The sequence below is a fragment of the Mesorhizobium vachelliae genome (assembly GCF_033977325.1).
Classification (GTDB): domain Bacteria; phylum Pseudomonadota; class Alphaproteobacteria; order Rhizobiales; family Rhizobiaceae; genus Mesorhizobium; species Mesorhizobium vachelliae.
This window is the reverse complement of record NZ_JAVIIR010000005.1, coordinates 341,427-359,092: the sequence shown is the minus strand read 5'-3', so window position 1 is coordinate 359,092 and position 17,666 is coordinate 341,427. Positions and strand designations below refer to the sequence as shown.

The window sequence follows — 17,666 nt, the reverse complement described above, 5'->3', positions numbered from 1 at the left end:
GCGGTCAGGCATTGTGGCGACAAAAAAGCCGCGCGGCTATAGCCACGCGGCTTTCTGCGTCCGGGTTGTTTCTAGAGCGGTTCACCGTTTCACGGAAACGGCGAACCGCTCTAAGTCTTTGTTTTTACGCAATTCCGGACGGAAAACCGCTCACACTTTTCCTGGAATTGCTCCAGAGCGGGCGATCAGCCGGCGGCGCTTGCCTGCGGCGCGGCGGTGCGTTCGACGAGCATCTGGCGCACGATGGACATCGAATTGCTCAATTCGCCGATGGCGTCGTCGATCAGCGCGCGCTGCTTCTGCAGGCGGGCGAGCTGCTTCTCCGACTTGTCGAGCGCCAGCCGCAACTGCTTGGTGTTGGTGCCGGTCGGATCGTAGAGATCCATCATCTGCTTGACGTCGCGCAGCGAGAACCCGACCTTGCGGCCGAGAAGGATCAGCTTCAGCCGGGCCTTGTCGCGGCGCGTGTAGAGACGGGTAGAGCCGTCGCGATGCGGATTGAGAAGGCCCTTGTCTTCGTAGAAACGCAGCGTGCGCAGCGTCACGCCATATTTCTTGGCCATCTCGCCGATGCGGACGAATTCCTCACCGGCCTCGGCCGGAATGTCATTGGTATTGGCCGCGGCTTCGCCGGGCGAAACAAGTTTCATGGTCACTGGCTTTCCCCTGATGGCGTCGCGGTCGCGGACCGAGCGTCGCCTGGTTGGAAGCGGGGGCGTGCTTCCAATCGTGGTTGCAACAAATCAATCGCAAGAGGCACGGCTTCGCACCTTTTACGTTTACGTCAATTCTATATCGACAGCCGCCGGGTGACGCAAGGGCGTTGTCGAACCGGAACTTTATGCCGCACCCGGACGCCGGCACATGATTTATGCGCGACTTCTTAAGCTTGGTTAACGCCTTGTTTACCACGTTGGGCGAAATGTGCGCATGTCGGTCACCCGTGTTTATCCTGTAGCGAATTTTTCACGGTTTTTCGAAGCGCGGGTGAAAGCCCGGGAAGGCTTGTCTTCCTCCGCAGCAAAACCGCTCGGCTCGCTTCGTTCCCGGCAGGCTACTGGAAACCGGCCTCTGGCCGGCCATTCTGAACACGGGCGCATCGATGAACAGCAAGCGGTCCTATCTCGATACACTCAATGCCGGCAGGCAGCGCCGGCCGCACGCATCGCTCGAAGACCTGAACCGCTCGCTCGAAACGCTGGAGCAGCGGCTGGACCGGACGCGCGCCGACATGCCCGACCGCCCCGACCTGCGGCGGCCGCCGGTCGAGCCGCGTTACCCAAGCACGCAGCCTTACGGCCAGCCGCGCTGGTACGAAGATACCTATGCCGCGCAAAGACCTTTGGACCGGCCGCCACAAAACCCGGCGGCGCAGAATCCCGGCGCGCAGAATCAGCGGCCGCAAACGCGCGCTCCGCAAAATCCGGCGCCCGGCGCCGCGCCCGCCTTCGGGCAGAACTATCAGGCGATCGCGCGTGACATCGACCGGGTGCGCGGCCAGGAAGACAGCGTCGCCATGGTCGGCAAGATCGCCGTCGAACTGCGCGGGCTGCGCGAGGAGCTGCGCCATCAGATGACCGCCGGCCTGCAGCGCGAATTCGAGGCGTTCCGCCAGGACATCGACCGCGCCATGCAGGCCAACAGCCAGCGCGGCGCGAACGGCATGCCCGATAAGAGCAGCGCCGAGCTCGGCCTGGAGTTCGAACGGCTTTCGGGCGCCATCCAGACGCTTGCCGAAAAAAGCGACGACCGGAGCGTCAACCTGCTGCGGCTGGAGCTGGAGCAGGTGAAAGGCGCGCTCGACACGCTGGCGCGTGAGGAAAGCGTGCAGAGGGTCGACCGCCGCTGGGACGATTTCGATCGCCGCTGGAGCGCTTTCGAGGACCGCGTCGACGCCGACCAGCGCAAGCGCGCGGAAGGTCCGAGCCTTTCGGCGCTGACAGACCGGCTCGAGCAGATCAGCAGCGCCGTCAACAACCTGCCGGAATCGCTTTCGCTGCGCTCGCTGGAGGAAAAGGTGCGCACGCTTGCCGGCGCGGTCGACCGTTTCGCCGGCCAGCAGACCGCGCGCGGCGGCGAAACGCTCGCCATGATCGACGAGCGGCTGGACGAGATTTCCCGCGCCATCGTCGCCTCGACAGTGGCCGCGCAGGCCAATGCCTTCGATCCCGAAACCTTCGGGCGGATCGAGAAGCGCATGGCCTCCCTGGCGGTGCAGATCGAAGAGGTCGCGCAGTCGCGGCCGGGAGCGGAAGTCCTCGACCACCTCAACCTTCTCACCAGCCGCGTGGACCAGCTGGCCGGTCGCGCCGACCTGCCCGAACAGGCCATGGAGCGGCTGGGCAAGCAGATCGCTTCCATCACGGAGAAGATGGACCGCGCGCCGGCCATGCCCGACGCCGACCAGATCTTCCAGGGCCTGGAGCAGCGCTTCGACGCGCTCTCGATGCTGCTTGAGCGCCGCCAGGGCGATGCGATCGAACAGGGCAATAGCCTGTTTCGCGATCTCGAGCGGCGGCTGGACGAGGTCGCGGACAGGCTCGACCAGCGCATGCGCCAGGACGAGAGCGCCGGCATCATGGAAGCGATCGACGCCCGCTTCACCGCACTTGCCAAGCGCATTGAGACGCGCATCCCCGATCCCGCCAACGAGATGGCGATCCGCGGGCTGGAAAGCCGGCTCGAGGACATTTCCAGCCGGCTGGAAATGTCCTCGCAGCAGGTCGCGGGCATCGATCCGGCGCTGATCCGGAGCCTTGAAGCACAGGTTGCCGGACTGTCGGCGCATCTTTCCAAGCCCGGCACGCCGCTGCCCGAATTCGAAGACATCAGCCCGCGCCTCAACGAGATCGAGAGGTCGCTGGCCGGCACACGCGATTCCATCCTGAGCGTGGCGCGCGAAGCGGCCGAGAGCGCTGTCAAATCGCTTGCCGACTCGACGTCCAGCACGGCTCAGACCAACGCGACGGCGGTGGCCGGCCTCGCCCAGGACCTGAAGACGCTCGAAGCGCTCACCCGCCGCTCCGACGAGCGCAACTCGCGGACATTCGAGGCGATCCACGACACGCTGCTGAAGATCGTCGATCGGCTGGGCTCGCTGGAATCGGGCGAGACCAGCGAAGCGGTGAGCGAGCTGGTCGACCCGCAACCGGTCGGTAAGCGCGGCCGCAAGATCGCGGTGCAGGACGCGCCTTCGATGGATATCGACCAGCCGCTGCCGCTCACGGGAGACATGGCCAGCCTTGAAGGCCGCGCCGCGGCGATCATGCGCGATGAGCCAGATGCGCCGCGCACACCCGCGGAAGCCGCGGCAGCAGCGGCCATGGCAGCGCTCGGGCCGGATGCGATCGGCGACAAGAGTGACGCGGCCGGCCGCAGGAAATCGATGTTCAGCGGCCTTGCCCGCGCCTTCAAGGGCAAGAAGGAAGCAGACACGCAGCCGCTTGCCGGCTCGGCACCGGTTGCCGACGTGCCAAGCGTCGACATCGACGAGCCGCTCGACCCCAGAGCCGCCAACCGGCCCTTGGAACCTGGGTCCGGCGCACCCGACCTCAACGCCATCATGAAGCGCGTGCGCGACGAGCGCGGCGGCCAGCCGGCCCGGCGCACCGAGAGCGACGCCGCGAAGTCCGATTTCATCGCCGCGGCCCGCCGCGCGGCCCAGGCCGCGGCGGCGGAAGCCGACACGCTGAAGCGGCAATCCACCATGACAGGCCCGGTGAAGGCGCTGAGGATAGGCGACCTGCTCAAGGCGCGGCGCAAGCCGATCCTGATGGCTGCCGCCGCGATCATGATGGCGCTGGCCGGCCTGCAGTTGGGCAAGGCCTTCCTGTCCGATCCCGTCGAAACGGCCAACAACCAGCCTGCGCCGGTCGTCTCCACGCAGACGGCCGATACGGCTTCGCTCGATGCCGCAGCCGCACCGAAGGCTGACACGCAAAAGGTCGAGACGGACGCCGCGCATGTCGAAAGCGCCCCGGCCCGCCCCGTCAGGCAGGCCGAGCCCACAAAGGACACGGCACCGGCCGCTTCCATCCCTGCAAGTCCCGAAAAAGCCGCCATGCCGGCCGAACCGGCGCCCGCGCCGGTGACGCTTGCTGCGCCTGCAGAGCCCGCGCCGGCTCCGATGGCCTCGGCGATGCCGTCCGGGCCTGCCTCAGCCGCCACCGCGACGGACACGGATGGCGCCACGCAGCCGAAGGCCAAGGCCCCGGAGACAGCTAACCCCGCAGCCGAGAGCACCCCAGCCGGCGCGCCGGCCGCTACCTCCGCCGACACGACAGGCGCCGTACCGCCCGCGGCAAGCCAGGCGGCTGCGGCCAAATTCGACATTCCTACCGAAATCGGTCCGGTGGCGCTGCATGACGCAGCCGCGGGCGGCGACGCCAAGGCGCTGTTCGAGGTCGGCTCGCGCTACGCGGAATCGCGCGGCGTCAAGGAAGACATGAAGGCAGCCGCCAAATGGTATGAGCAGTCGGCCGAGCTCGGCTTCGCGCCGGCCGAATATCGCATCGGCAATTTCTACGAAAAAGGCATCGGCGTCGCGCGCGACATCAAGAAGGCCAAGACCTACTACCAGCTCGCCGCCGAGCAGGGCAACGCCAGCGCCATGCACAATCTTGCGGTGCTGTTCGCCATGGCGGCGGACGGCGTGACTGACAATGAATCGGCGACGCACTGGTTCCAGGAAGCCGCCGACCTAGGCGTCAAGGACAGCCAGTTCAACCTCGGCATCCTGGCCGCCAAGGGCGTCGGCATGAAGCAGAACCTGGAGGAATCCTACAAATGGTTCGCGCTCGTCGCCAAGACCGGCGACAAGGACGCCGCCGCCAAGCGCGACGAGATCGCCAATGCGCTCAGGCCCGAGCAGCTCGAGCGGGCGCGGGCCGCCACGGAATTGTGGAAGGCCAAGCCGCTCAACGCGGCCGCCAACTCGGCCGACATTCCGGAGTCCTGGCAGGACAGCACGCCACAGACCACCGCCAGCATCGACATGAAGAAGGCGGTGAAGAACATCCAGCTGATCCTCAACAAGAACGGCTACGATGCCGGCGGCGCCGACGGCGTGATGGGCGGCAAGACCAAGAACGCCATCATGGCCTTCCAGACCGACAACAAGATGAAGCCGACGGGCGAGGTCGACGCGCCGCTCGTCAAGGCGCTTCTGGCGAAGAAATAACGGCAGGGGCGTCGCATACGCGATGCCCTGCCACACATTTGCCTGTTAACTGATTGAGATGGTTTTTGTTTCGGCGCTGCGGCGTGTTTTGAACCCGCCGCCGCGCCGGCGCAATAAAAAATTGGCTTTTCGGTGCTTTAGTGTCCAGGGACGGCACTATGCGCCGACAGACAAACTGATCGAGACAGACGGGTGGGCATCTATCTCCCGATCGCGGAAATTTCCGTCAACGTCTTCGTGCTGCTGGCAATGGGCGCGGCGGTGGGCTTCTTGTCGGGCATGTTCGGGGTCGGCGGCGGCTTCCTGATCACGCCGCTCCTGATCTTCTATAACATCCCGCCGGCGATCGCGGTCGCCACCGGCGCCAACCAGGTCATCGCCTCCTCCTTCTCCGGCGCGCTGTCGCACTTCAAGCGCGGCACACTCGACTTCAAGCTGGGCGGCGTGCTCCTGGCGGGCGGCATCGTCGGCTCGACGGCTGGTATCTACGTCTTCGCGCTGTTGCGCCGGCTCGGCCAGCTCGACCTCTTCATCTCGCTGCTCTATGTCGCGCTGCTCGGCACGGTCGGCGGGTTGATGCTGGTGGAAAGCGTCAACGCGCTGCGCGCGAGCCGCAGTGGTGCTGCGCCAGTCTTGAAGAAATCCGGCCAGCACAATTGGATCCACCGGCTGCCGTTCAAGATGCGCTTCCGCGCCTCGAAGCTGTTCGTCAGCGTCATCCCGGTGCTCGGGCTGGGCGCGGCGATCGGCTTCCTGTCGTCGATCATGGGCGTCGGCGGCGGCTTCATCATGGTGCCGGCGCTGATCTACCTGCTCAAGGTGCCGACCAATGTCGTCATCGGCACCTCGCTGTTCCAGATCATCTTCACCTCGGCCTACACCACCTTGGTGCATGCCACGACCAACCAGACGGTCGACGTGATCCTGGCGTTCCTGCTGATGGCCGGCGGCGTCGCCGGCGCGCAATATGGCGCCAAGGCCGGCCAGAGGCTGCGCGGCGAACAGCTGCGCGCGCTTTTGGCAATGCTGGTGCTGGCCGTCGCCATCCGCCTTGCCGTCGATCTCTTCGCGACGCCGCCGAATCCGTATTCGCTTTCCGTCGCGGGCCTCAACTGATGGCGGGACCTAGAGCATTTGCAGCCGCCATCCCGTTGTCGATGCTCCTTGTCCTTTCCCCGGCAACGGCGCAGACGCCGCCCGCCGAAAACATCCAGATCGGGCTATCGACCGACGCCATCTCCATCACGGCGGGTTTCTCCGGGGCCGACCTCACCATCTTCGGATCGCTGGAAAACCCCGACCCGCTGATTGCGCGCCAGGGGCGCTACGACGTGGTCGTCGTGCTCGAAGGGCCGCCGCGCCCGGTCGTGGTCCGGCGCAAGGACCGTGTCCTCGGTGTCTGGGTCAACCTCGACTCGGAGACGTTCGAGAACGTGCCGGTCTCCTATTCCGTCGCGACGACGCGGCCGCTGCAGGACATTGCCGAGCCTGCCAAGTACAAGCAGCTCTCGCTCGGGGCACAGAACCTCTACATGAAGCCCGCCGATGAGACCGACAACCCGGCAACCATCGAGGAATTCACCGCCGCACTTCGCGAGCGCAAGGCGGCGACGGGCCTCTACAGCGAGAATGTCGGCGGCGTGCAGTTCCTGTCACAGAACCTGTTTCGCGCCACCGTGCGCCTTGCGCCCAACGTGCCGGTCGGCACCCATAAGGCCCGCGCGTTCCTGTTCAAGAGCGGCATGTTCGTCAAGGAAAGCTCGGCCCAGCTCGAAATCCGCAAGTCCGGTTTCGAGCAGTCGGTCTTCCGCGTCGCGCACGACTATTCGTTCCTCTATGGCGTGTTCGCCGTGTCGCTCGCCATGCTGACCGGCTGGCTGGGCCGGCTCATTTTCCGCAAGGATTGATCCCCTGCGGGAAAAATGGGAAGACCCATTTTCCCGTGAAAAGAGGGTTTCCCTTTTCCGGGTTTTGCGGTACATCGCCGCCTCCCAGCCCTAGGGACAAGCAACACATTCAATTTCGATAGAGCGGTCCGGCCTTTCGGATGACGGCGCGCAATGCGTCGGCTTGCCGCTATGAAGACAACGACAGGAGGCTGCGATGCGATCGGCATTCGGCGGCATCGATTTCGGCACGTCCAATTCCACCGTGGGCGTGATCCGCGACGGCCGGGCGCGGCTGGTGGTGCTGGAAGGTGAGCAACCCACCCTGCCCAGCGCCGTGTTCTTCAATTTCGAGGACGGCTACACCTATTTCGGCCGCCGCGCGATCAGCGACTATACCGATAGCATCGAAGGCCGGTTGATGCGCTCGCTGAAGAGCGTTCTCGGCAGCTCGCTAGCCAACGAGAAGACACGCATCAAGGCGCGCCAGATCGGCTTCATCGATATCGTCGGGATGTTCATCGAGCATCTCAAGAAGCGACTGGAAGAAGACACGGGCGGCCCGGTCGAGAACGTGGTGCTCGGCCGGCCGGTGCAATTCGTCGACGACGATGCGGCCGCCGATGCGAAGGCGCAGGGCGAGTTGGAAAAGGCGGCGCGCGCCCAGGGCTTCAAGCATATCGCCTTCCAGTTCGAGCCGATCGCGGCGGCGCTCGATTACGAGCAGAAGGTCGCCCGCGAGGAACTGGCGCTGATCGTCGACATGGGCGGCGGCACCTCCGACTTCTCGATCGTGCGGGTCTCGCCGGAACGCGCCCGTTCAACCGACCGCAAGGCCGACATCCTCGCCAATCGCGGCATCCATATCGGCGGCACCGACTTCGACCGGCTGCTCAGCATCGCCCATGTCATGCCCGAGCTCGGCTATCTGACGCGGACCAAGGATCACAAGCGCAACCTGCCCGCGGCCTATTTCATCGACCTGGCGACCTGGCAGCGCATCAACCTCGTCTACACGGCCAAGGCCATGAACGACCTGCGGCAGATCCGCTACGAGGCCGAGCGGGCCGATCTCGTCGATCGCTTCATCCACGTCGTCGAGCATCGCTACGGCCATGCGATGGCGGGCCTGGTCGAGAGGGCCAAGATCGCGCTGACCGACCAATCCTCAGCCGAGGTGAAAGTGTTGTTGCCCGGCGCGCGCTTCGCGGCCGAGATCACGCGCGCCGGCCTCGAGGAGACGATCGGCGGCGACATCGAACGCGTGACCGCGACGGTTGAGCAGACGATCGCTGACGCCGGTATTGACGCCTCCGCCATCACCGCCGTGTTCCTCACCGGCGGTTCGACCGCGATCCCGCTGGCGAAGCGGCGGATCCTGTCGCTGGTGCCGCAGGCCTCCGTCATCGAAGGCGACATGTTCGGCTCGGTCGGCCTTGGGCTGGCGCTCGACGCGCAGCGTAAATACGCCTGATTATTCCGCCCTTGCCGGCGCGTCCACCTTGCCGGTGAGATGCGCCTTCAGCGCCATCTGGGCGAGGCTCGCCTGGCGGTCGCGGTGCGTGATCATGGCGAAGTCGCGCTTCGGCAATTCGACCGGCACGGCCCTGAGGCTGCCCTCCGCCAGGGAGCGCGCGACGACGAGCTCCGAGATGATCGTGGCGCCCGCGCCGGCCTCGACCGCCTGACGCACGGCCTCGTTGCTGGGGAGGACGAGGAATATCTGCAGCTCCGCCGGCGGAACCCCCTGGCTGTGCGCGAAATCCTCCAGCGCCTCGCGCGTGCCCGAGCCGCCTTCCCTGATGATCCAGCGCAACGCTCTGATGTCGAGGTTTCCCGCCCGCGTCATCGGGATTTCGGGATGCGAGCGCGCCACCACCAACATCGGGCGGTCCTCGTCGACCGTGGCGCGGCGCAGGATGTCGGACTCGGTGCGGCCCTCGACCAGGCCGAAATCGGCGCGGCCGTCCAGCACATTGGTCTCGACCTGCCTGGTGTTGCCGATCGTCACGCTCAACTTCACGGCGGGATAAGCCTCATGGAAGGCAGCCAGGCGACGCGGCAGCCAGTAGCTGGCGATGGTCTGGCTGGCCGCGATCGACAGGCTGCCGGCGACGGTCTGGGAGACATCCTCCAGCACGCCGCGGGCAGCGGCGGCACGATCCAGAACCGCCTTCGCCTCCGGCAGGAAGCGATGGCCGGTCTGGGCCAATTCGATGTTGCGGCCGACCCGGTTGAACAGGCGCACGCCGTGTTGGCTTTCGAGCGCGCGGATGGCCGCCGACGCCGCCGACTGCGAGATGCCGAGCCGCTCGGCGGCCTTGGTCATATGGCCGTGCTCGGCGACGGCGACGAAGATGCGCAACTGGTCGAGGGTCATGGCGTAACTAAGAAGCAAAATCGATCGGAATTACAAGAGCCGCTTGTTAGACGGATCAATTGCTTTGTTCTAGGTTTTCGCCTGAAGTTGGAAAAAATTGGTCGTCATAGGCCAAGAGTGGGAAATGGTAGGGCGCTTCAAATCCCTATTCGCGCATTGGGGCCGTCGGCTGAAGCGGCAGCTTGCCGGTGAGCGTTATCATCCCGAGCTTCATTACATGCGCGGCCCGGGACCCAAGACGAAGGCCAAGATGGCGAGCGGCAAGAGCGTTCGGGGATCATGAGCAAAGCCGCGCCGCGCGGCGCCAACTCCGCGCCTTCGCAGCGGCCGCTGGCCGACAGCCGGGCGCCGGACGAAGGCGACGGCGTCGAGACCTCGCCAAGTGTGTCCGACCGCATCGCCAAGACCACCTGCTACATGTGTGCCTGCCGCTGCGGCATCGACGTCCATATCAAGGACGGCAAGGTCCGCTACATCAACGGCAACAAGGACCATCCGGTGAACCGCGGCGTGATCTGCGGCAAGGGCAGCTCCGGCATCATGCAGCATTACAGCCCGGCGCGGCTGAGGAAACCGCTGCTGAGGACCGGGCCGCGCGGCTTGGGCGAATTCCACGAGATCGAGTGGGAGGAAGCTCTCACGATAGCAACCGAGCGGCTGTCGGCAATCCGGCGCACCGATCCGAAAAAGCTCGCCTTCTTCACCGGGCGCGACCAGTCGCAATCGCTGACCGGCTGGTGGGCGTCGAAATTCGGCACGCCCAATTTCGCCGCGCATGGCGGCTTCTGCTCCGTCAACATGGCGGCGGGCGGGCTCTACACGATCGGCGGCTCGTTCTGGGAGTTCGGCGAGCCCGACTGGGACAACACCAGATACTTCATGCTGTTCGGTGTCGCCGAGGACCACGATTCCAACCCGATCAAGATCGGCCTTGGCAAGCTCAAGGCGCGCGGCGCCAAGGTGGTTTCGATCAATCCGTGCCGCACCGGCTACAACGCCATCGCCGACGACTGGATCGGCATCCGGCCGGGCACGGACGGCCTGTTCGTGCTGGCGCTGGTCCACGAATTGCTGAAGGCCGGCCGCGTCGATCTCGACTACCTGCTGCGCTACACCAACGCGCCTGTGCTCGTCGTGCAGGCACCTGGATCCGCCGACGACGGGTTGTTCGTTCGCGACGTGGACGGCAATCCGCTTGCCTGGGACAGGGTGGCGAAGACCCCGGTCAACGCAGCCGACCCCGAAGCGAGGCCGGCGCTGACCGGCAGCTATGACGTCGGCGGACGGCGCTGCGTGCCCGTCTTCCAACTCATCGCCGAGCGCTATCTCGACGGGACCTACTCGCCGGACGCGGTAGCGGAGCGATGCGGCGTAGCCGCCGACACGATCCGGCGCATAGCGGCGGAGCTGGCGCATGTCGCCTTCGAACAGACGATCGAGCTGCCTATCGCCTGGACCGACTGGGCCGGCCGCCGACACGAGACGATCAAGGGGCGGCCAGTGTCGATGCACGCCATGCGCGGCATCTCGGCCCATTCCAACGGATTTCATACCTGCCGCGCCATCCATCTCTTACAGGTGCTGCTCGGCACGGTGGACGTTCCAGGCGGCTTCCGCTTCAAGCCGCCCTACCCGCGCCCGGCACCACCGGGGCCGAAGCCATGCGGAAAAAGCGTCCAGCCGATGACGCCGCTGGACGGCATGCCGCTCGGCTTCGTCTGCGGCCCGGACGATCTTCTGGTCGACGAGGCCGGCCGGCCCATCCGCATCGACAAGGCCTATTCCTGGGAAGCGCCGTTGGCGGCGCATGGGCTGATGCACTCGGTGATCCGCAACGCCTGGGCCGGCGATCCTTATCCGATCGACACGCTGATGATGTACATGTCGAACATGGCGTGGAACTCGTCGATGAACACGGTCGAGACGATTGCCATGCTGACCGACAAGGACGAGGCCGGCGCCTACAGGATCCCGTTCATCATCTATTCCGACGCCTATTATTCCGAGACCGTGCCGTTCGCCGATCTGGTGCTGCCCGACACCACCTATCTCGAACGGCACGACTGCATCAGCCTGCTCGACCGGCCGATCAGCCACGCCGACGGAGCCGCCGACGCCATCCGCCATCCGGTGGTGCAGCCGGACCGCGACGTGCGTCCCTTCCAGTCGGTGCTGATCGAGCTCGGCGCGCGGCTCGGACTGCCCGGCTTCGTCGACGGGGACGGCGAGGCCAAATACCGCGACTATGCCGATTATATCGTCAACCATGAGCGCATGCCCGGCATCGGTCCTTTAGCCGGCTGGCGCGGCAAGGATGGCGGCGCGATCGGCAGGGGCGAGGTCAATCCGGACCAGCTGCAGCGCTACATCGACAATGGCGGCTTCTGGCACCACGATTTCTCCGACGACCAGCGCTATTACAAGATGGGCAACCGCGCCTATCTCGATTTCGCCGCCGAAATGGGTTTTGTCCCAAAGGCCGAGCCGATCGTCTTCCAGCTTTACTCGGAGCCGATCCAGCGGTTCCGGCTTGCAGCGCGTGGCCATGGCAAGGTGCAGCCGCCGCAGGCGGAGCGCGGCCGCATCGAGGCCTATATGGACCCGCTTCCCTTTTGGTATGCGCCCTTCGAGGACGACGTCGTCGACCTCGAAAGATATCCGCTGCATGCGCTGACGCAGCGGCCGATGCACATGTACCATTCCTGGGGTTCGCAGAATGCCTGGCTGCGGCAGATCACCAGCCAGAACCGGCTGTTCGTGCATCGCCAGACGGCCGCCGGGCTCGGCCTTGCCGATGACGACTGGGTGTGGATCGAAAGCATCAACGGAAGGGTGAAGGGCCAGATCAAGCTGATCGACGGCGTGAACCCGGACACGGTGTGGACCTGGAACGCCATCGGCAAGCGGCGCGGCAGCTGGGGCCTGAAGGACGACGCGGCGGAGAGCAATCGCGGCTTCCTGCTCAACCATATCATTGGCGACCAGACGTCGGCCGTCGCCGGTGGCAAGCGCTACTCCAATTCAGACCCGGTCACCGGACAGGCGGCATGGTTCGACGTGCGCGTGCGGATCGCCAAATGCGCTCCGGAAGAAGCCGGCTTCACCGAGCCGCAATTCGAACGTTTCCGCCAGCCGCCACATTTCGAAGCTTCGCCCGAAGTGCTTCGCTTCGGCGCGGCGTTTCGCATGAAGAGGGAAGCCGCCGAATGACCTGTCTTCCCGCCCGGACCGACAAGAAACTCGGCCTCGTCATCGACCTCGATACCTGTGTCGGCTGCCAGGCCTGCGTCACCGCCTGCAAGGAGTGGAACACCGGCGGCCATATGGCGCCGCTGACCGACATCGACCCCTATGGCGGGCATGTCGATGGTGTCTGGTTCAACCGCGTGCATGCTTACGAGCACACGACGGAGCTGGGCGGCCGCACGGTGAACTTCCCGCGCTCCTGCCTGCATTGCGAGACCCCGGCCTGCGTCACCGTCTGCCCGACCGGCGCCTCCTACAAACGCGCCTCGGACGGCATCGTGCTGGTCGACGAGGACAAATGCATCGGCTGCAAATTGTGCAGCTGGGCCTGCCCTTATGGAGCGCGCGAGTTCGACACGGATGTCGGCGTGATGAAGAAATGCACGCTCTGCGTCGACCGCATCTACAACGACAATCTGGCCGAGGAGGACCGCGTGCCGGCCTGCGTCGCCGCCTGCCCGACCAGCGCGCGGCATTTCGGCGATCTCGGCGATCCAGCCTCGGCGATCTCGCAACTTGTCGAGGCACGTGGCGGCGTCGCGCTGATGCCGGAACTCGGTTACAAGCCGACCAACAAATACCTGCCGCCGCGCGCCCGCACCGGCCGTGCCGCCAAGGTGGACGCGCCGGCGCTGGAGCCGATACGGGCCGAGGGCGGTTTCCTCGGCTGGATCGACCGCATGCTTTCGAACTAGCCGATCATGCATCCTGCTTTCTCGGTCGTCTTCTTCACCACCGCAACCGGGGCCGGCTACGGCCTGCTGGCGCTGCTCGGCCTGCTTGGCGGGCTCGGCGTGATCCCGGCCGATTTCTGGCTCGGCGTTGTCGGCATGTCTCTGGCGCTTGGTCTCGTCGTGGCCGGCCTGCTCTCCTCGACCGGCCATCTCGGCCGTCCCGAGCGGGCCTGGCGCGCTTTCTCGCAATGGCGCAGTTCCTGGCTGTCGCGCGAAGGCGTGGCGTCGGTCGCGACCTTCATTCCGGCTAGTATGTTCGGCATCGGCTGGGTGTTTCTCGGCAGGAGCGGCGGCTGGGTGGCGGTCGCCGGGCTGCTGGCGGCGGCAGGCGCGGTGACCACGGTCTGTACGACCGGGATGATCTACGCCTCGCTGAAACCGATCGCGCAGTGGCACAGCCGCTATACTTTGCCGGCTTATCTTATCTTTGCGACGATGACCGGAAGCGTTCTCGCCAACGCCTTGCTCCAAGGGTTCAAGCTGAGCTCAACGGCAATGCTGATCTGGGCTCTGCTCGCCACGCTCGCCGGCTGGAGCTGGAAACTGGCGACATGGCGCCACAACGACCGGCTGGAGATCCCGACCACCGCCAACACGGCGACGGGCCTCGCCGGCGGCACGGTGCGGTCGATCGAATGGCCGCACACGGAAGAGAACTACCTGCTGAAGGAAATGGGCTTCCGGATCGCCCGCAAGCACAGCGCCAAGCTGCGGCGGATCACGCAGGCGCTGGCCTTCGCCGCGCCTGCTATCCTGCTGGCCATCGCGTTACTCTTGCCATGGCCCTTGGGCGCGATCGCATCCGTGCTTGCCGCCCTCGCGCAGCTCGCCGGCATGCTGGTCGAGCGCTGGCTGTTCTTCGCCGAGGCGAAGCATACGGTCACGCTCTATTACGGCAGAGAATGAGTATCAGCCGGGCCGTAGCATCGAGCCGGAGATCGCAAAAATCCGTTCGGCGCCGAGCATATAGGCCACCAGCGTTTCCAGCCTGAACAGGCCGGCGTAGGCGCGGTCGAGAACGTTGAGCGAGCCGGTATAGGCGCCGAATGCCGGCATGATCATGCGGCCGCCATCGCCGGCGAAGCAGCGGCGCCGGACCGAGCGGCCGCGCTGGACGATGCGGGCGCAAGGATGAAGATGGCCGGCGATCTCGCCTTCGACGCGAAACTTCGACGGCTCGTGGCGAAAGAGCAGCGAGCCGATGGCGAGTTCCCGCACCGTCTCGCCCGGCAGGTCGGCTGGCGCTTCCGGATCGTGATTGCCGGCGACCCAGAACCAGTCGCGGCCGGCCATCATCGCCTCCAGCCGTTCGCGGAAGCTCGAATGCATGCGTTCGGCTCCGCCGCCGTCGTGGAAAGAGTCGCCCAGGCTGACGACGATCCGCGGCTGGTAATCGGCGATGACCGCCTGCAATTGCAACAAGGTGGCGCCGGTATCGTAAGGCGGGATCAGCGCGCCGCGTTTGGCAAAGGACGAGCCTTTTTCGAGATGCAGATCGGAGACGGCGAGGAGGCGAAGATCAGGGAAATAGAGAACGCCGCGCCTGTCGCAGACCGCGCGTTCGCCGGCGATGCCGACAAGGTCGGCCTCGGCGATCAGCGTTGCGCGCGACAGCGAAAAATTCATCCCCTCTCCTGGCCTTTCTCAGCTCGTCATGCCCGGCCGCCCATGGCTTCCTCAACCAAGTCGGCGGCCTCCATCAACAGCGTGTCGTTGGCGCCGCCATTGACCGATTCCTTGCCGATCTCCAGCATCACCGGCACCGCCAGCGGCGAGATCTGGTCGAGATGCTTATGCACGATTCGACCACGCACGCGCGAGAGCATCTCGCCAAGTCTGCTGACATCGAGCAATCCGGCCGAGGCGTCGGTGCGTGTCGCCTGCAGCAGGATGTGGTCCGGCTCATGGCTGCGCAGCACGTCATAGATCAGGTCGGCCGAGACCGTCACCTGTCGGCCGCTCTTCTCCTGGCCGGGATAGCGTTTCTCGATCAGCCCGGCGATGACGGCGCAGGTGCGGAAGGTGCGCTTGAGCATCCAGCTGTCGTTCAGCCATGCCTCCAGATCGTCGCCCAGCATGTCTTCATCGAAGAGCTGACCCAGCGACGGCTTCCTGGCCTTGAACAGCGCCGCCATGTCGTCCAGCGCCCAGACAGCCAGCGAATAATCGGTGGCGACGAAGCCGAGCGGCCGCGCATGCGCGCGCTCCAGCCGGCGTGTCAGGAGCATGCCCAGCGTCTGATGCGCCAGCCTTCCCTCGAAAGGATAGGCGACCATGTAGTGGCGGTTGCCGCGCGGAAAGGTCTCGACCAGGAGGTCGCCGCGCTTCGGCAGCACCGATTTTTCCTGCTGGATGCGAAGCCAGTCGGCCACCTGTTCGGGCAGGAGCTTCCAGCGGTCGCTGTCGGCCAGCATGCCGCGCACCTGCTCCGCCAGATAGGTCGAGAGCGGAAATTTGCCGCCGGCATAGGACGGCACGATGATGTTGGCGCCGGCGCCGTTGGAGACGACGCATTCGTTCTCGCGGATGCCCTCGAAGCGCAGCACCTTGCCGGCGAAGAGGAAATTGTCGCCCGGACGCAGCGTCTCGGCGAAATACTCCTCGATCTTGCCGAGCACCGGCCCGCCGCGCCCCGCCATGCCGCGCCCCTGCCGGACGTAGCGGATATTGAGCTCCGGCATTTCGACGATGGTGCCGACATTCAATCGGTATTGCTGCGCCACGCTCGGATGCGAGATGCGCCAGAGCCCATCCTTGTTGCGGCGGATGCGGGCATAGCGCTCGTAATTCCTCAGGGCGTAGCCGCCGGTGGCGACGAAATCGATGACGCGGTCGAAGGTTTCGCGCTCCAGCGCCGCATACGGGGCAGCGCCGCGCACCTCCTCGAACAGAAGGTCGGCGTCAAACGGCCCACCGCAGGCGACGCCCAGCACGTGTTGCGACAACACATCGAGCGCGCCCTTGATCAAAGGCGGCGTGTCCTGTGCGCCGAGATAGTTTGCGTCCAGCGCGGCGCGGCATTCCAGCACCTCGAAGCGGTTGGCCGGGATCAGGATCGCCTTCGACGGCTCGTCCATGCGGTGGTTGGCGCGGCCGATGCGCTGCGCCAGGCGGCTCGCCCCCTTCGGCGCGCCGACATGCACGACAAGGTCGACATCGCCCCAGTCGATGCCGAGGTCGAGCGTCGAGGTGGCGACGATGGCGCGCAGCGCATTGTCGGCCATCGCCTTCTCGACGCGGCGGCGCTGGCCGACATCGAGCGAGCCGTGATGCAGAGCTATCGGCAGCGAGTCCTCGTTGGCCCGCCAAAGCTCCTGGAACAGAAGCTCGGCTTGGCTGCGCGTGTTGACGAACAGAAGCGTGGTTTGGTGCTCCTTGATCGCCTCATAGATTTCCGGAATGGCATAGCGCGCCGAATGGCCAGACCACGGCACGCGCTCGCGCGAATCGAGGATCGAAATATCGGGCTTGGCGCCGCCGGCGACGGTGATCAGCCCGGCCATGTCGCCGGGGGGATTTTGCGCGACCAGCCAGCGACGCAACTCGTCCGGCTCAGCCACGGTGGCCGACAGGCCTATGGTCTGCAATCCGGGGACGAAGGCGCGCAATCGCGCCAGGCCGAGCGCGAGCAGATGCCCGCGCTTCGACGTGACCAGCGAATGCAATTCGTCGAGCACGACGTAGCGCAAATCCTCGAAGAAACGCCTGGCGTCGTTCGAGGCGATCAGCAGCGCGAGCTGCTCCGGCGTGGTCAGCAATATGTCGGGCGGCGCCAGTTTCTGCCGCTGGCGCTTGTGCGAGGGCGTGTCGCCGGTGCGGGTCTCGATGGTGACCGGCAGTCCGATCTCCTCGACCGGCTTGCCGAGATTGCGCTCGATGTCGACGGCTAAAGCCTTGAGCGGCGAGATGTAGAGCGTGTGGATGCCGCGATGCGCCTGGCCCGGCTTGCGCTTGGGACGGTTGGCGAGTTCGGTCAGCGACGGCAGGAAGCCGGCCAGCGTCTTGCCGGCGCCGGTCGGCGCGATCAGCAGCACCGATTGGCCGCTTTGCGCCTTCGCCAACAGGTCCAATTGATGGGCGCGCGGGGACCAGCCCTTTTCGCCGAACCATTTGACGAATGGCTCAGGCAGCAAGACGGCGGCACTCCGTTCGGCAAGGCGCGGCTGCTCGGTCACGCGCAACAGGTAGCGCGAGCGCGAGCGATCGCCAAGGAAAATCGGAACAAAAGGGGATCAGCGTTC

The 17,666-nt window shown here is 65.6% G+C and carries 11 protein-coding genes; 7 read left to right on the top strand and 4 right to left on the bottom strand.

Translation table 11 applies throughout. The annotated features are described in order from the left end of the window. Positions 1–185: 185 nt before the first annotated feature. A complete protein-coding gene (locus tag RFM41_RS13980) occupies positions 186–650 on the bottom strand; it encodes a MerR family transcriptional regulator (protein WP_320249481.1) in 465 nt (154 codons plus the stop codon). A gap of 452 nt (positions 651–1,102) precedes the next feature. Between RFM41_RS13980 and RFM41_RS13975 the strand changes: the two genes are divergently transcribed. From RFM41_RS13975 to RFM41_RS13960, 4 genes are all read left to right on the top strand, one after another. Further along, positions 1,103–5,179 carry a peptidoglycan-binding protein gene (locus tag RFM41_RS13975; protein ID WP_320248874.1) on the top strand — a complete coding sequence of 1,359 codons (4,077 nt, stop codon included), beginning with the start codon at positions 1,103–1,105 and terminating at the stop codon, positions 5,177–5,179. 192 nt (positions 5,180–5,371) lie between these two features. Further along, positions 5,372–6,295: a sulfite exporter TauE/SafE family protein gene (locus RFM41_RS13970; protein ID WP_320248876.1), complete on the top strand. Its 924-nt coding sequence runs from the start codon at positions 5,372–5,374 to the stop codon at positions 6,293–6,295. Beyond that, positions 6,295–7,086, top strand: coding sequence for a TIGR02186 family protein (locus RFM41_RS13965; protein ID WP_320248877.1), 792 nt, complete (start codon positions 6,295–6,297; stop codon positions 7,084–7,086). The genes RFM41_RS13970 and RFM41_RS13965 overlap by 1 nt, the downstream gene beginning before the upstream one ends. A 196-nt stretch (positions 7,087–7,282) precedes the next feature. Continuing rightward, a complete protein-coding gene (locus tag RFM41_RS13960) occupies positions 7,283–8,539 on the top strand; it encodes an Hsp70 family protein (protein WP_320248879.1) in 1,257 nt (418 codons plus the stop codon). Here RFM41_RS13960 and RFM41_RS13955 read toward each other — a convergent pair whose 3' ends face one another. Then, on the bottom strand, positions 8,540–9,445 hold the full coding sequence (locus RFM41_RS13955) for a LysR substrate-binding domain-containing protein (protein ID WP_320248881.1): 906 nt from the start codon (positions 9,443–9,445) through the stop codon (positions 8,540–8,542). 279 nt (positions 9,446–9,724) lie between these two features. Between RFM41_RS13955 and RFM41_RS13950 the strand changes: the two genes are divergently transcribed. From RFM41_RS13950 to RFM41_RS13940, 3 genes are read left to right on the top strand one after another with little or no spacing between them, the layout of a single operon-like run. Then, a complete protein-coding gene (locus RFM41_RS13950) occupies positions 9,725–12,655 on the top strand; it encodes a molybdopterin oxidoreductase family protein (RefSeq protein WP_320248882.1) in 2,931 nt (976 codons plus the stop codon). Further along, on the top strand, positions 12,652–13,386 hold the full coding sequence (locus RFM41_RS13945) for a 4Fe-4S dicluster domain-containing protein (protein ID WP_320248884.1): 735 nt from the start codon (positions 12,652–12,654) through the stop codon (positions 13,384–13,386). The genes RFM41_RS13950 and RFM41_RS13945 overlap by 4 nt, the downstream gene beginning before the upstream one ends. Before the next feature lie 6 nt (positions 13,387–13,392). After that, a complete protein-coding gene (locus RFM41_RS13940) occupies positions 13,393–14,331 on the top strand; it encodes a dimethyl sulfoxide reductase anchor subunit family protein (RefSeq protein ID WP_320248885.1) in 939 nt (312 codons plus the stop codon). A 3-nt stretch (positions 14,332–14,334) separates the two neighbouring features. Here the strand turns inward: RFM41_RS13940 and pdeM are convergent, their stop codons facing one another. Beyond that, positions 14,335–15,051: a ligase-associated DNA damage response endonuclease PdeM gene (gene pdeM / locus RFM41_RS13935; RefSeq protein ID WP_320248886.1), complete on the bottom strand. Its 717-nt coding sequence runs from the start codon at positions 15,049–15,051 to the stop codon at positions 14,335–14,337. A 26-nt stretch (positions 15,052–15,077) separates the two neighbouring features. Continuing rightward, positions 15,078–17,600 carry a ligase-associated DNA damage response DEXH box helicase gene (locus RFM41_RS13930; RefSeq protein WP_320249484.1) on the bottom strand — a complete coding sequence of 841 codons (2,523 nt, stop codon included), beginning with the start codon at positions 17,598–17,600 and terminating at the stop codon, positions 15,078–15,080. Positions 17,601–17,666 lie beyond the last annotated feature (66 nt).